General features: G+C 52.0%; 16 protein-coding genes. 10 read left to right on the top strand and 6 right to left on the bottom strand.

What is annotated here, in order from left to right:
• Positions 1-60: 60 nt before the first annotated feature.
• Positions 61-336 carry an HU family DNA-binding protein gene (locus ACGHM3_RS00645; RefSeq protein ID WP_345416162.1) on the bottom strand — a complete coding sequence of 92 codons (276 nt, stop codon included), beginning with the start codon at positions 334-336 and terminating at the stop codon, positions 61-63.
• Positions 337-469: 133 nt separating this feature from the next.
• Between ACGHM3_RS00645 and ubiA the strand changes: the two genes are divergently transcribed.
• From ubiA to phoR, 3 genes are all read left to right on the top strand, one after another.
• Entirely contained in the window at positions 470-1,363 is an 894-nt protein-coding gene (gene ubiA / locus ACGHM3_RS00640; RefSeq protein ID WP_345416165.1) for a 4-hydroxybenzoate octaprenyltransferase, read from the top strand.
• A 141-nt stretch (positions 1,364-1,504) separates the two neighbouring features.
• The gene (gene phoB, locus ACGHM3_RS00635; RefSeq protein WP_345416168.1) at positions 1,505-2,209 is read left to right on the top strand and encodes a phosphate regulon transcriptional regulator PhoB; all 705 of its coding nucleotides are present in this window, start codon (positions 1,505-1,507) and stop codon (positions 2,207-2,209) included.
• 43 nt (positions 2,210-2,252) lie between these two features.
• On the top strand, positions 2,253-3,602 hold the full coding sequence (gene phoR / locus ACGHM3_RS00630) for a phosphate regulon sensor histidine kinase PhoR (protein ID WP_345416171.1): 1,350 nt from the start codon (positions 2,253-2,255) through the stop codon (positions 3,600-3,602).
• A 315-nt stretch (positions 3,603-3,917) separates the two neighbouring features.
• Here phoR and ACGHM3_RS00625 read toward each other — a convergent pair whose 3' ends face one another.
• Positions 3,918-4,316: a hypothetical protein gene (locus tag ACGHM3_RS00625; protein WP_345416175.1), complete on the bottom strand. Its 399-nt coding sequence runs from the start codon at positions 4,314-4,316 to the stop codon at positions 3,918-3,920.
• 146 nt (positions 4,317-4,462) lie between these two features.
• On the opposite strand from ACGHM3_RS00625, the gene ACGHM3_RS00620 reads away from it, so the two are divergent.
• Entirely contained in the window at positions 4,463-5,608 is a 1,146-nt protein-coding gene (locus tag ACGHM3_RS00620; protein WP_345416178.1) for a GNAT family N-acetyltransferase, read from the top strand.
• 119 nt (positions 5,609-5,727) lie between these two features.
• Complete coding sequence (locus ACGHM3_RS00615; protein WP_345416181.1) at positions 5,728-7,377, top strand: response regulator; 1,650 nt, start codon at positions 5,728-5,730, stop codon at positions 7,375-7,377.
• On the opposite strand, the gene ACGHM3_RS00610 is transcribed toward ACGHM3_RS00615, so the two are convergent.
• The 3 genes from ACGHM3_RS00610 to ACGHM3_RS00600 all read right to left on the bottom strand — a co-directional run bounded on the left by ACGHM3_RS00610 (position 7,369) and on the right by ACGHM3_RS00600 (position 9,321).
• Positions 7,369-7,959 carry a DUF938 domain-containing protein gene (locus ACGHM3_RS00610; RefSeq protein ID WP_345416184.1) on the bottom strand — a complete coding sequence of 197 codons (591 nt, stop codon included), beginning with the start codon at positions 7,957-7,959 and terminating at the stop codon, positions 7,369-7,371. The genes ACGHM3_RS00615 and ACGHM3_RS00610 overlap by 9 nt on opposite strands.
• A 20-nt stretch (positions 7,960-7,979) precedes the next feature.
• The gene (yaaA, locus tag ACGHM3_RS00605) at positions 7,980-8,756 is read right to left on the bottom strand and encodes a peroxide stress protein YaaA (protein ID WP_345416187.1); all 777 of its coding nucleotides are present in this window, start codon (positions 8,754-8,756) and stop codon (positions 7,980-7,982) included.
• Positions 8,757-8,838: 82 nt separating this feature from the next.
• A complete protein-coding gene (locus ACGHM3_RS00600) occupies positions 8,839-9,321 on the bottom strand; it encodes a DUF4265 domain-containing protein (protein WP_345416190.1) in 483 nt (160 codons plus the stop codon).
• Positions 9,322-9,671: 350 nt separating this feature from the next.
• On the opposite strand from ACGHM3_RS00600, the gene ACGHM3_RS00595 reads away from it, so the two are divergent.
• The 4 genes from ACGHM3_RS00595 (at position 9,672) to ACGHM3_RS00580 (ending at position 12,939) form a co-directional block, all read left to right on the top strand.
• Entirely contained in the window at positions 9,672-10,829 is a 1,158-nt protein-coding gene (locus tag ACGHM3_RS00595) for a Na/Pi symporter (protein WP_345416193.1), read from the top strand.
• A 29-nt stretch (positions 10,830-10,858) separates the two neighbouring features.
• Positions 10,859-11,092, top strand: a complete 234-nt coding sequence (locus tag ACGHM3_RS00590) for a hypothetical protein (protein ID WP_345416196.1) — start codon at positions 10,859-10,861, stop codon at positions 11,090-11,092.
• A 180-nt stretch (positions 11,093-11,272) separates the two neighbouring features.
• A complete protein-coding gene (locus tag ACGHM3_RS00585) occupies positions 11,273-11,668 on the top strand; it encodes an MOSC domain-containing protein (RefSeq protein WP_390518207.1) in 396 nt (131 codons plus the stop codon).
• A gap of 776 nt (positions 11,669-12,444) precedes the next feature.
• Complete coding sequence (locus tag ACGHM3_RS00580) at positions 12,445-12,939, top strand: Hsp20 family protein (protein ID WP_345416202.1); 495 nt, start codon at positions 12,445-12,447, stop codon at positions 12,937-12,939.
• 78 nt (positions 12,940-13,017) lie between these two features.
• On the opposite strand, the gene ACGHM3_RS00575 is transcribed toward ACGHM3_RS00580, so the two are convergent.
• Positions 13,018-13,908 carry a LysR family transcriptional regulator gene (locus ACGHM3_RS00575; RefSeq protein WP_345416205.1) on the bottom strand — a complete coding sequence of 297 codons (891 nt, stop codon included), beginning with the start codon at positions 13,906-13,908 and terminating at the stop codon, positions 13,018-13,020.
• A gap of 122 nt (positions 13,909-14,030) precedes the next feature.
• On the opposite strand from ACGHM3_RS00575, the gene ACGHM3_RS00570 reads away from it, so the two are divergent.
• Positions 14,031-14,912: an AraC family transcriptional regulator gene (locus ACGHM3_RS00570; RefSeq protein WP_345416208.1), complete on the top strand. Its 882-nt coding sequence runs from the start codon at positions 14,031-14,033 to the stop codon at positions 14,910-14,912.
• Positions 14,913-14,957: the final 45 nt, after the last annotated feature.

The following is a 14,957-nucleotide window of genomic DNA, read 5'->3' as shown; positions in this document are numbered from 1 at the left end:
TTTAGATAGAGCAGCGAGGCTGGACGGCGGGACATCCCGCCGTTGCACAACGAAAGCGAGTTAACCATTTACCGCGTCTTTCAGTGCTTTGCCGGGCTTAAAACCCACCGATGTGCTGGCGGCAATTTCAATGGGCTCGCCGGTGGCCGGGCTACGGCCGGTACGGGCGGCACGATCGCGGCATACAAAGCTGCCAAAACCGACCAAACTCACCGAATCCTTGCGGCTAAGGGCGTTGGTGATCTCATCAAAAATGGCGTTCACCGCCTCCTGAGCCTCAGCTTTAGAAAGATCGGCCGCTTCGGCCACGGCATCTACAAGTTCTGTTTTGTGCATAGTGGTGTGAATCTTCTGTTTATGGGTAGTGAGTATTAGCGCAACACAATATTGTGCTTAAATTGTTGTGCTTAATAAAGCTGCCACGTAAGGTGCAGCTTTTTATGATGACGCCCTAGTGTAAGAGGCCACTGTGAAGCAGGATAACCCCCTGGCAAAAACCGTGTTTCCCCAATCGGGCAATTGGCGCGATTATTTGCTATTGCTGCGTGTAGACCGCCCAATTGGCAGTTTGTTGCTTTTGTGGCCCACTTTATGGGCTTTGTTAATTGCCAGTGACGGCCAGCCTAGCCTAAAAAACCTCCTTATCTTCACTCTGGGCGTGTTTGTTATGCGCTCCGCCGGCTGCGCCATAAACGACTATGCCGACCGCCATTTCGACGGCCATGTTAAACGCACTCGCCACCGCCCCCTGGCCGACGGCCGCCTCTCAGAAGCCAACGCTCTGTTTGTTTTTGGCCTGTTACTGGCCATTGGTTTGGTGCTGGTGCTGTTCACCAACCTGCTCACCATCGCCATGGCGGCTGTGGCCGCCGCCCTGGCCTCGCTCTATCCCTTTGCCAAGCGTCATACCCACTTGGCGCAAATTGTTTTGGGTGCCGCCTACTCTTGGTCCATTCCCATGGCGTTTAGCGCAGAAACCAATTCACTGCCGCCTAACCTGTGGCTGATATACATCACTAACCTGATGTGGGTTGTGGTTTACGACACTTTCTACGCCATGGTGGACCGCGAAGACGACCTCAAGATCGGCGTCAAATCCACCGCCGTACTGTTCGGTGAAATGGACAAAGCCTTCACCGGATTGCTGCAAGGCCTAACCATCGTTGGCCTGTTCATGATGGGTGGCAAATTTGAGCTGGGCGCTTTGTACTATGTTGGCGTTGTTGCCGCAGCAGGGCTATTCGCTTACCAGCAGTGGCTAATCAGAAACCGAGATCGAGACGCCTGTTTTACCGCTTTCTTAAATAATCAGTGGGTGGGGTTTGTCGTATTTATCGGCTTGGCCATGGATTTTTTACTGTAAAGAGTGCCAAACCGTACTAACCCGCCAACATTTAGGGTGGGTTGCGCCCTTTTCTGCTAGGGTTGTCATAAAAGAGTAACAAAAGCTTTATTAAATGCTCGGGTGAAAATTTACCCTGTATCGATAGCGGCGTAGCAGACCATGGCTGAACGAACCATTTTAATTGTTGACGATGAACAACCCATCCGGGATATGCTGCGCGTAGCCCTGGAGATGGCAGACTACAACTGCCTAGAGGCCTCCGACGCGCAGCAAGCACACACCTTAATTGTCGACGAGAAACCCGACCTCATCCTGCTGGATTGGATGATGCCAGGCACCAGCGGCCTAGAGCTAGCACGCCGCATTAAGCGCGATGAAGTCACCTCGGGCATTCCCATCATTATGCTCACCGCCAAAGGCGAGGAAGATAACAAAGTGCAAGGCTTGGAAACCGGTGCCGATGACTATATCACCAAGCCGTTTTCACCCCGTGAGCTGGTGGCCCGGCTAAAGGCCGTACTGCGCCGCACCGAAAACCACCACGTTACCGAGCCCATCGCCGTAGAAGGCCTGTTGCTCGACCCCGTTAGCCACCGCGTAACCATCAACGAAAGGCCAGTGGAAATGGGTCCTACCGAATACCGCTTGCTGGAGTTTTTCCTTACCCACCAAGAGCGCGTCTACACCCGCGGCCAATTGCTGGATCACGTCTGGGGCGGCAACGTCTATGTGGAAGAACGTACGGTAGATGTCCACATTCGTCGATTACGAAAGGCGCTGTCCTTGGATGACCACGACCGTTTTGTGCAAACCGTGCGCGGCACCGGTTACCGTTTTTCTATTAAGGTGACGGAAAAAGCCTAAACCGATAGCATTCCACTTTTGGTTAGACAGAAAGAGGTTAGCTTTGGCTCGAGGCTTCTACTCCGAACTGCGCCGGCTGGCCGGCTTTTTGGTTATCTGCGCCTTGGCTGGCGCCATCCTGCAATTGCTTATTCCCGGCCTGCTATTAGGGTGCGTCGCGTTTATGGCTTGGCATCTATGGCAGATGCGCTTGTTTGGTATTTGGTTGAGCCAGCAGGGCCAACCTCCGCCCGTTAACCTGCACGGCGTATGGGACGAATACGCCCACCAAATTCAGCAGCAACATGCCCGCCAAGCCAAAGAGCGGCGCCGCCTGCAAGGCATGATCACCCGAGTACAACAAACCACCGCCGCCCAGCGCGACGCCGTCATTTTGCTGCACAGTGATTACACCATTCAGTGGTGGAACCAAAGCGCCCATCAACTGCTGGGCCTGCGCAACGAAGACAACGGCAAACCGGTGTTTAATTACATCCGCTCACCCAAATTTGTGCGCTACCTCGAAAAGGGCCAATTCACCGAACCATTGGTACTGGCCTCCTCCGTAGACGCCGACTTATTTTTAAATTATCAGGTGAGTCAATTCGGCCAGGGTGAGTACTTGGTGGTGGTACGGGATGTGTCGCGAGTGCAGAAGCTGGAGCAAATGCGCAAAGATTTTATCGGCAACGTCTCCCACGAATTGCGCACACCATTAACCGTGGTGCGTGGCTATTTGGAGACCATGTCCGATAACAGCGACAGCCTGCCGCCGGTATGGCAAAAAGCCATCGGCCAAATGGAAAGCCAATCCAAGCGCATGACGCTGCTGATCGAGGATCTGTTAACCCTCACCAGATTGGAAACCGAAGACACCGATTACAAACAAACCGACGTTGATGTAACCGCGCTACTGAATCTTATCAAAACCGATGCCACCGGTTTAAGCGGCGAAGATGGCCACCAGGTTGTGGTGGATATTCAGCACCCCATTACCTTAAAAGGCGTGTACGAAGAACTGCGTAGCTGCCTATCCAACCTGGCCTTTAACGCCATCCGCTACTCACCTCCGGGCAGTGATATTATTTTGCGCGCACGCATCACCGATGAAGAAGCCATCATAGAAGTCCAAGACCACGGCATTGGCATTGATGCCCACCACATTCCCCGCCTAACCGAGCGCTTTTACCGCGTGGAAAAAAGCCGCAGCTTAGACACCGGCGGCACCGGCCTGGGACTCGCCATCGTAAAACACGTGCTGGCCCACCACCAAGGCCAACTGCGGATAGAAAGCCGCATAAACCAGGGCAGCACCTTTGCCTGTGTGTTTCCCATTAGCCGGATTGTAGACTCCACCGCATCTTCGTTGCCGGGTACTGAAGCTGAGTTAAATACAATTGACTCATCAGACTAGCTGTCACTGCCGGCGAATTTTACCTCTCGTCAGGGTAAAACGCCTTGTTCAACGCTGTTCCAGGGCCTGTTGACACTAATTCGGAGCCTCTGTTGAGTCAGGAAATAGTCCAATCTAGGCGCGAGCCGCGAAGTTTGGTGGGCCCAAATAAGCGGTGAGCAACAACGAGTGGGCTATTTCCTGGCTCAACCCGAAGGGCTGGGGCCAGCTTCCCGCTCAACGTTGTTGCCAATCGCTCATGTAGGCCCACTACATATCACTCTTGGCGCCTAGTTGAACGGGAAGCTGACCTCCAGCAGTGGTACCTAATTAGTCTCAACAGGCCCTTGTATCCATTAAACGCTCTGTAACAATTGGCAGTGCGTTCTCAACAATGGCAGAGTCTAAGTAATTTATAGCGTTCTGATAGGTTATATAGCGGTAGTCTTGCGTTTTGTGTTCGACAACCGGGTACAGGCTTTTCACCTCATCTCCGCTGCCCTGAAAAACCGCGACTTTAATATCGTATTCTGTTGGCCTGGAGTCTCCGTGAGTCTGCCATTGCCACCACTGCATACCAAGCGCTTCGTGAGCCATTACTTGCGGCCCAAAATCTTCATAACTTAACACCACAACCACGGGCGCCCGAGCGTTTTCACCCCCGGCAACACAGCCAGTGAGCAATAGACCAGTAAGCAATTGAAAAGACGTTAACAAAAATACGATTTTTTTCATTGAGCAGAACACGCAAGTTTCGAGGTGTCGGATAACAATGACCACAGAAGAGATGATCTTATAGTCATACCCGAGAGTCCTAGTACCTTTATCATAGCGTTGAAACAGGCTAAATTAACCCTGGTAGCAAAGTAGAGCAGTCATCTATGCACATCAAAACCATCGACAGCGTAACAACCCTCGGCTGCAGTACCTGGAATGCCCTAGTCGGTGGCGGCTACCCTTTTTTACGTTATGAATTTCTACAGGCCTTGGAAGAAAGCCAAGCCACTTGTACCGACAGCGGCTGGCAGCCTTGCCACTTGGTGGCCTACATTGACGACCAACCCCAAGCGTTAATGCCGCTGTTTATCAAGGATCACTCCTACGGCGAATACGTGTTTGATTGGTCCTGGGCCGATGCCTACCACCGTGCGGGCTTTCCTTATTACCCCAAGCTGGTCACGGCCACGCCGTTTACCCCAGCCACCGGGCCACGCCTGTGCATTGCCAGCGACAGCAGTTTGGATGAGCACGCGGTAGCCGCGCAGTTTTTTGCCGCCGTCCAACAACTGGCCAAGCAGACCAAGGCTTCCTCCTGGCACTGCCTATTCCCCCAGCTCGAGGTGGCCCAGCAGTTCAACAAACTGGGCTTAAGCCTGCGCCAAGCCTGCCAATTTCACTGGTTTAACCAAGACTTCACCCACTTCGATGACTTTCTGGCCACGTTCAGCAGCCGCAAGCGCAAAAATCTGCGCAAAGAGCGGCAGAAAATCGGCCAACAGGGTATTGAACTGCGCCGGGTGGAGGGCACCGATGTCAGCGCCGAAGACTGGCAACGCTTCTACCAGTTTTACCAGCTCACTTACCTAAAACGTAGCGGCCACGACGGCTACCTCAACCAACAGTTCTTTGAGCTGATTGGCCGCAACCTAGGCGATGCCCTAATGATGGCTCAGGCCTACGCCGGCGATGAAATGGTGGCCGCGGCGCTGTTCTTTAAAAGTGACACCCACCTTTATGGCCGCTACTGGGGCTGCCTGGAGGAGTTTGACGGCCTGCACTTTGAGGCCTGTTACTACCAAGGTATCGAATACGCCATTGCACAAGGCTTGCAGTGCTTTGACCCTGGAGCTCAGGGCGAACATAAAATCCAACGCGGATTCACCCCCACCGCCACCTGGTCTAACCACTGGATGGCCGAGCCGCGCTTCCACACCGCCATCGAAGACTTCACCCGCCGCGAACAACCCTCCATTGAAGCCTACATGGCGGAGGCCGCAACGCTGTTGCCGTTTAAACAAGAACCCTAAACGTTTCAATCACAATGCCGACAACCCCATAGGCCCGCCCCGTTTTGGGGTGCGCCAAGGCCAGCAGTCCATCGTAGATTGCCGGGCAACCGATAACACTCGCGCCAAAGGTACTTGTTTTGATTGACGAAATGCCCAAAAAAATCGACCTTCTTAAGCAGTATGCCGCTCTCAACTGCCTGATCGTTGATGATTTGCCCGGCATGCGCGGCATGATCAAACGCGTTATCGATAACCAAGGCATGAAGCGAGTTGATACCGCCGCCACCGCCGTGGATGCCGTGCAGTGCTGCAATAACCGCAGCTACGATATGGTGCTGTGCGATTACAACCTAGGCCAAAGCCAAGACGGTCAACAGCTGTTGGAAAACCTACGCCAGAAAAAACTGGTGAGCCCCACCAGCTTGTTTTTAATGATCACCGGCGAAACCTCACGCGAGATGGTGCTGGGCGCCATCGAACTGCAGCCCGATGATTACATTGCCAAACCCTTTACCCCCAGAGAGTTTTGCAAACGTCTAGACCGGGTAATGATTAAACACCTGGTGCTATTACCCATTAAAAAGCTGTTTGCCGAGGGCAAGTACCAAGAGGCGCTAACCGCCGTTAACGCCATGATTGAACGCGGTGGGCGCTTCACCACCGAAGCCGAACGGCTGCGTGGCCGAATTTTATTTTTGTTGGGTGAATTGCATAAATCCCGTGAGCACTATGAGAAAATTATTGAGCAAAAACCGGTACCCTGGGCCATGCTGGGCTTGGCAGAAACCTTGGTGGAGCTAGGCGCTTTAGAGCAAGCCGAGAAAATGTTGCACCGCGTGTTGAAGATGGATCATCGCTATGTGGAAGCCCACGATTTATTAACCCGCATTCACGAGCAGCGCGCGGAACTTGAAAAAGCCCAAGAACACACCCAACTGGCCTGCGATCTTTCGCCCAAATCCGTACCCCGCCACCGCCGCCTAGCCAACCTTGCCGAGCTCAACGACGACGTAGACACTAGCACACAATCCTACCGCCAGGCCATTCGCTGGGGCGCCAACAGCGTGCACGAATGCGGCGCGGATTATTTAAACTACGCCCGCAAAGTGGTGGAAAAGGCCCAATCCGACGGCCACAAAAATAAAGACGACGGCAACCAAGCCCTGCGTCAGGTGCGTAAAGCCCGTGAATTGTTTAGTGAAGAACCAGAGCTGGATTTACAAGCCAGCCTCGTCGAAGCCAATATTTTAAAAACCTTTAACCTGCCCGAGGCCGACGACGCCTGCCACCAGGCCAAATATCAGTTTGAAGAAAAAGAAGCCGAAGACGGCGAAACCCACCTGGATTACGTGCGCTTGCTGCAGACCACCGGCGACCAGGAAAAAGCCCAAACCGAATTACAATCCCTGGCCGAAAAGCACAGCAAAGACGCCAACTTTATGCGCAAACTAGAGCGGCTAAGCGCCGAGCCTCTATCGGCCAACGCCCGCGCCAATGTAGCACGCCTTACCAAATCCGGCATTGCTGCCTACAAAAACAAGGAGTACAACGAAGCCAGCCGTATCTTTAAAGAGGCCCTGGGCTTGTTTCCCAACCACGTGGGTTTGAACCTCAACTTGGTACAGGTATTACTAGAATGTAACGAGCAGGCGCTGCCAGAAAAAGACAGCGGCCAAATTAAGCGCTGCTTTGAACGGGTAAAAGATATTGGCAAAGACAACAGCCAATATGGCCGAGCCCAGGCTCTAAAAGGTCAGTTTGAAAAGGCCCAAAAGACCTCAGACTAATTGCCACAGCAACAAACGGTTATTGGCCGGCATTGCGTGGTCGGCAAGTAACTGCAGGCCCGCGTTCTCGGCCAGCTGATTCACCGCTTCAAAATCGCGGATGCCGCGGGCTGGATCTGCTTCTTTTAACCATTCGTTAAACTGCGCATTACTGGCACTGGTGAATTGGCCCTGATAATTAAACGGGCCGTACACCGCAAGCACCGCACCACTGGCTAACACCGCACCCAGGTTTTGAAAAAAACTTTGCACATGGGGCCAGCTCATAATGTGCAGCGTATTGGCTGTGTACACGGCATCAAATAGTTGCGTGGGCCAGGTACCAGCCACGTCCAACTCCACCGGCGGCAACAGGTTGCTGCCGGGGTAGTCGGCCAACCAAGCATTTATGCCGGCATGGTTGGCGCGTAGATCAGAACACTGCCAGCTTAGATGGGGCATTTCGCCGGCAAAGTACACTGCATGCTGGCCGGTACCAGAGCCCACCTCCAACACCTGGCGCGCCTCCCTAAAAGCCTGCCGCAGCACCGCCAAAATGGGCAGCTTATTATTTTCGCACGCTTGCGAGTAGGGTTTTTCCACCGCGTGTAACCTCTATTACGTTATTGCGCTTCGTCACGGGTAAAAACCCACTGCTTTGCGTCGCTCATGGCTTCGTTGTATTGATAACCGGCGCGGTTAAAATCCACAATACCGTCCACCTCGGTAACACCATTTTCAATGACCCAAGCGGCCATCATGCCGCGAGCTTTTTTGGCGTAGAAGCTGATAATTTTGTACTGGTCGTTTTTCAAATCTTTAAATACCGGGGTGATGATTTCGGCGTTTAAGCGCTTTTTATTCACCACCTTAAAATATTCATTGGAAGCCAGATTCACAAGGGTATCGGTTTTCAATTTTTTAAGTTGTTCGTTTAAGGCATCGGTGACCTTATCGCCCCAAAACTGATACAAATCTTTGCCACGGCTGTTGGCGAATTTGGTACCCATTTCCAAACGATAGGCTTGCATTAAATCCAATGGCCGCAGCAGGCCATACAAGCCGGATAAAATGCGCAAATGCTTTTGCGCAAAGCTATACTCGCTGCGGTTAAAGTTTTCTGCCTCCAACCCGGTGTACACGTCGCCTTTAAACGCCAACACCGCCTGCTTGGCGTTATCGGCATCAAACGGTTGCGACCACTCCTGAAAGCGGTCGTAATTTAATACCCCCAGTTGATCGCTAATGCTCATTAAGCCACTGATATCGTGGGGCGAGAGTTGTTTAAGTTCATCGATTAAAATTTGTGAGTCTTGCAAAAAATCCGGCTGGGTTGCTGTTTTTGTGCTGGGCTTGGTATCGTAGTCCAGGGTTTTAGCCGGGGAAATCACCATCAACATGAGCTATGCCTTAAATAAATATTGCCTTAAATGACCGGCGCCTTAAATGGTTCTGCGCAGAGAGAAATATCGGAGGAATACATTATTCCGGAGCTAGAATGGCCTGCCACCAGTTCAATGGCGTGGTGCCATCGGCGGGGTCGTATACGTTGCCATACACCCAAGCGGCTTGCGTAAATTTGGCCATGGCTTTATTGAGCACGTCTTCTATGGCGGTAAAGCCGCAAGAGACGTGAATGCTGTAAACCAGCAGGCGATCGGTTTCTACGTCGAGGTCACCGCCGAGTTTTTCCAACGCCGGGGTAATGGCTTCGCATAATGCCTCGGTGTTGTCTCGGCTGTACACGCGGATGCACAAATTGCCGCCGCGCTGCACCAAATTAAACTCTTTGCTTTTTTCTTCTTTGCTAATGGTATCGCCACGCGCTATACCTTGTACAAACGCCGGCGAGGTCACCAGGGTAAAGGTGTTGTCGGCGTTCTCTTTTACGCGCAGTTGCTCCACCACAGCTTGGCCGTCCGGGCGGGTGCCGGCGAACAATTCAATCACTTGTAATGCTTGCATGGGTTAAATGCCAATTGTGTTCAAAACGCGGCATTATACGCACTTTGCTCAGGATTCTCAGGGCCGCCCAGCACGCGGTTACTGTGTAATTACCAACTGCCTGCCTTTGCGCACATCGGTGCTGGTATTTAAGCGGTAAAAAGTCTACCCTCCAGGCGCTCTAACAAAGCAGGCACCAGGGCGATTAACGCGACGCCAAATGTCATAAATGTTTCACATTAGAGCCACAAAATAGCACCTCTTATACATCGTGTGAGCAGTCTGAGTTACCATTCAGCAACGACGAGATTGCCACGTAACCCGCAAGGAGTAACACCGCCAGGGCAGCTGCTTTTTCTGGCGTTTAGCGTATGAATACCGAGTCCACCGCCTCCGCCGAAATGGCCAATAAACCTAACTGGATCAACTGGCTGTTCGTCGCCGGCTTGGTGTATCTGCTGCTTGTGGCCGTGTCCATGATCAGCGGCGGCTTCAAAATGGCCGCCGGCGACAGCGCCAAAGAGCTGTTCGCCTTTGCCAGCAACCCTATTACCGGCTTGGTGATCGGTACCCTGGCCACCGCACTGATTCAATCTTCCAGCACGGTAACCTCAATCATTGTGGGCCTGGTGGCTGGCGGTTTGCCCATTTCCATCGCCATCCCCATGGTGATGGGCGCCAATATCGGCACCACCATTACCAACACCATTGTTAGCCTGGGCCATGTGCGCCAGGGCGAAGAGTTTCGCCGCGCCTTTGCGGCCGCCACCATCCATGACTTCTTCAATCTATTGGCCGTAGCGATTTTCCTACCGCTGGAAATGGCATTCGGCCTGCTGGATAAAATCGGTGGCGCCATGGCCAACCTATTGGTGGGCGGCGGATCTGTGTCAATGAAAGACTTCAACGTGGTTAAGGCTATCGTATCGCCACCGGTGAAGGCCATGCAGGGCGTGCTCGATGGCACCCTACCTAATGTCGCCGCCGGTGTACTGCTGATCATCGTTGGCGTGGTGTGTATCTTTCTATCCATCACCTTTATTGGCAAAATTTTGCGCATATTGATGGTGGGCAAGGCCAAGGACATGCTGCACCACGCTATTGGCCGAGGCCCTGTGGCCGGTATTAGCTCGGGCACCATTATCACCATATTGGTGCAGTCGTCCTCCACCACCACCAGCTTAATTGTGCCATTAGCCGGCAGCGGCGTGTTTACCCTACGACAAATCTACCCATTTACCCTGGGGGCCAACATCGGCACCTGCATCACCGGCATACTGGCGGCTACGGCTATTAGTGGCCCAAAGGCCGTTTTGGCCATGGAAATCGCCTTAATACACTTCACTTATAACCTTCTTGGCGTGATCTTCATCTATTCCATACCCTTTTTACGCAATTTACCCATCAAATGCGCCGAATGGTTGGCCGATTCGGCCATGAAAAATAAATTAGTTGTAATTGTATATCTGTTTGCTATATTTTTGATAATACCAGCAGTGCTTATCCTGCTGAGCCATATTTTTGGATAAGCGTATTATCAAACAGGGAGCAATCCGCTATGCACAGAGTGAATACTCAGCGCTTGGAGCTCGAATATCAAATTCACGAAATGGAGCATGCCCTAGCCTCGCTTAAGGTACGGCTGCACGAAGTCGAAGAAGACGAGCAACACCAAGCCATCGACCATTTAGAAGACTGCCTTGACGAAGTAGATCACCGTTTCTCCAACCTAAGAGATTTCGGACAACTACTCCTTTCTGATACCAGGCGCCTGTTCGGCCTGCACAGATAGCCGTTATTTATCTAACCAATACGGCTAAATTCATTGACGTAGTCCTTCACGCCAAGCAACATAGGCTTTTAAGCCTGTGTTGTTTGTACCGATTGGCGTGTTGAGGGTGTGAGGTAAGTGAGTAAGCCAAAAACCGGCGTAGTAGCCGGCATAGCCAGACGAAGCGCAAGCCGCGCGCCCATGGAGCTGATCAGCAGTTGCCAGGTGACCCGCAGCAGCGGCCTAGAACGTGATTTACGCGGCAAACCCGGCAAGCGCCAGGTTACCTTGCTTAGCCGCCCGGCTTGGCGCACCGCCTGCCAAGAGCTAGACCGCGAGGGCCTACCCTGGACCACTCGCCGGGCCAACCTGCTTATCGAAGGGCTCGAATTCGGCCCAGAAGATGTGGGCGCCATTGTTGAAGTTGGCAAACTGCGCATGCAAATCACCCGGGAAACCGACCCCTGCCACCGTATGGACGAACAAGCCCCCGGCCTTAAACAGGCCCTTACCCCCGATTGGCGTGGTGGTGTTTGTTGCCGAGTGATCGAAGACGGCACCGTGCGTCTGGGTGACGCCATTACCGTCACTGCGTAGTAAAGCCCCCTCCCCGGGTACCGATTCGTTTCTGCGCTCTCTCGTTTTAACGCACTCTGTCTCTGGACAGGCATGTGATTGCATTGGCGGCTAACTAAAAATTGTTAGCCTGTGCACTTGAAATGTTTAAATACACCACCATCTTTATGTTGACTAGCCACAGTAGCTTGGCTTAACAAATGTGGTTTAACAATCGCGGTAACAATCAGCTCAAAAAAGCGAGCCTAACTGCGCCCGGCGCAGCTGTTGGCAACACCTTTCGGTAAAGCCTAATCGGGCATTGTTTTTGATTGCGTTTTTTGTGAGTTTTTCTTTTAGCTTTTTATTATCGTAGCTGTTAATTTTTTTAGCTCTTGCACCCGCTGGCTATTGCGGCCCTTCGCTTATTGAAAGGCGCAGCCAAAAAACGGCCTTGCTTGAGCGTTGTGTAGCAACTCTCGCGTTTTAACTTTTTTGTTTTAATGCTCACGCCGCAATTCTTTTGTATTGCTTTTGGTTTTGCTCGCCGTATCAATATGCACTTGCACTAATCCTTACGCACCCATATCTCTTCCCTCTAACTACCAGCTACCAGCTACCAACTGCCCCCCCCTACTCCTTCCATTATTTATCCAGCAAAATTTTAAAAACGAATCAGCTTAGAAAAAATATTTATTAAAATACTTTCATTTTCCGCCTTGAATTCGCTTTACCCAGCGCCATATCTATTTACGAGCCCGAGCGACTCAAAGAGTGTTACGGGTGATTTTTTTATTGCTTCCTATGGAGAATAAACCATGAAAAATTTTGACCTAACTCCCCTTTACCGCAACAGCGTTGGCTTCGATCACTTGGCGTCTATTTTAAACAACGCCATGCGTTCCGATGTAGGCTCAAGCTACCCGCCCTACAATATTGAAGTACTCGGCGAAAACAAATACGCCATTACTTTATCTGTGGCCGGTTTTGAGCAATCGGAGCTAGACATCAACATTGAAAAAAATATTCTTACCGTGCGTGGTAAAAAAGAAAACCGAGAAGAGAAACAGTTTTTGCACCAAGGCATAGCCAACCGCTCCTTTGAGCGCAAGTTTAACCTGGCAGACCACGTAGAAGTGAAAGGTGCAGATCTCACCAACGGTTTGCTCACGGTATCTTTGGTACGCGAAATACCCGAGGCCATGAAACCACGCACTATTAACATCGGCACTGGCAGCGCAATGGCCATAGAGTCTCGCAGCCAAGACAGCGCCAACCAAAGTGTGGCGGCCGCTGACCAAAAAATCGCCTAATGCTTTTGCTTATGTGATTGCTTGGTTAGAGCTGTTATTAAAATCCGGCGCTTATGCGCCGGTTTTTTTGTGGCAATTTTACGGGTGCTGCAAGCTGTTAGCAGACTGAATAAAACTGGCCAAATAATCGATACCGGCATCGGATTTACGCACCCCCAAAAATATTCGTTTAGGCACGCCCTTTTTACCCAAAGGCTTGGCAACAATATCGAAGCTGCTTTGGAATTGTTCTATCAACCAACCCGGCAACGCTGCCACCCCTCGCTGGGCTGCCACCATCTGCAACATAATTTCTGTGGTTTCGATGTGCTTTTGCACCCGCGGCGCGCAGCCGGCAGGCAATAAAAACTGGCTGTAAATATCCAACCGACTGGCTTCCACTGGGTAGGTAATTAAGGTTTCCCGGGTTAAATCCTGAGGCTCAATAAACGATTTACTGGCCAATGCATGCTGGCTGGCCAACGCCAACTTTTGTTCGTAACCAAACACCGGCGTAAATTCCAGCCCGTTACTATTAATAGGATCTGGCGTGACCAATAAATCAATTTCATGGTTGTACAGTGCACCCACACCACCAAATTGAAATTGTTGCTTTACATCGATATCCACATCCGGCCACTGCTTTAAAAACGGCCCCACCACTTTTAACAACCATTGATAACAAGGGTGGCATTCCATACCCACGCGCAAGTTGCCCCGGCTACCCTCGGCCATGTCTTGTACGGTTTGTTCGGCCTGCTGCATTTGCGGCACAATACGCTCGGCCACGGATAACAAATAGCGGCCTGCAGCGGTTAGCCGCAGGGTGCGCCCCTCTCGCAGCCAAATGGCCGTGCCCAGTTGCTGCTCTAGCTTTTTTACCGCATGGCTCAGCGCCGATTGCGTGAGGTGAAGTTCTTCAGCCGCCAGCGTTAAGGTGCCACGCTGCTGCACCGCACGAATTACTTTAAGATGAAATAGCTCTAACATTTGGGTAACCTTACTGCACGCTGTAACTATAGTCGTTACAGGCAGCTAACAATAAAACCTAAGAAAATCTAAGAAAACCTTAAGATAGAAAAGCCAAATTGTGATTAACGGCCGAGACCACCATGCAAAGTGCCATTGTTGAACACATTGTTAATAATCAATACAGCTCGTTTCACGCGGCTCATCGCCAGTGCGCGGATTTTGCCAGCGAGCACGCCTGGCATTGCCATCAGCAGTTGGAACTGACGTGGATTATTCGCAGCCAGGGCGTGCGCTACGTGGGCGACCACGTTGACTACTACGGCCCTGGCGATTTGGTATTGTGTGGCGCAAACCTGCCCCATTGCTGGCGCAACCAGCTGGGTGACAACACCCATAACCCCGAGTGGATTACCATTCAGTTTGCTCAACCCATGCTGCAGCCAATGCTGGCCACCCTGCCGGAAACCGAACCCTTAGTGCGGCTGTTGGACAACGCCCAGCAGGGCTTGGTATTCCCCACCGCGCTGTGCCAGCAATTGGCCCCGGTGCTCACCGCCACAGCCCAAACCAGCGGTCTACAGCGGTTTATTCATTTACTGCAGTTGCTCGATACCCTAGCCCAAAACGGTGGGCAACAACTGGCAAGCCTGGGGTATTTTAAAGCCAACCACCTGGACGGCACCCACCTGCAACGGCTGGCCATTATCCACGATTACATCAGCAGCCATTTGGCCACTTCCATTACCCAGGCGGACATCGCCCAGCAGTTGGGCATGAGCGCCTCGGCCTTTAGTAAATTTTTTCGCGCCGCCACCGGCCAAACCTTTATGAGTTTGGTAAAACTGCTGCGCATTAACGAAGCCAGTAAACTGTTGCTAACCACGGACCAACGAATTACCGATATCGCCCTCAACTGCGGCTATCAACACACCTCCCACTTTGACCAGCACTTTAAAGAGCTTAAAGGCTGCTCACCCATTGAGTTTCGCCAGGGCAAACACACGGCGGAAAATTTGCGCTAATTGCCAGAAATTTTGCTGTATCCGGCGGCTACCGCCGGAGCTATT

The sequence above is a fragment of the Halioxenophilus aromaticivorans genome (assembly GCF_042850945.1).
In the GTDB taxonomy this organism is placed as follows: Bacteria; Pseudomonadota; Gammaproteobacteria; order Pseudomonadales; family Cellvibrionaceae; genus Halioxenophilus; species Halioxenophilus aromaticivorans.
This window is presented reverse-complemented; position numbering and strand designations above follow the sequence as displayed.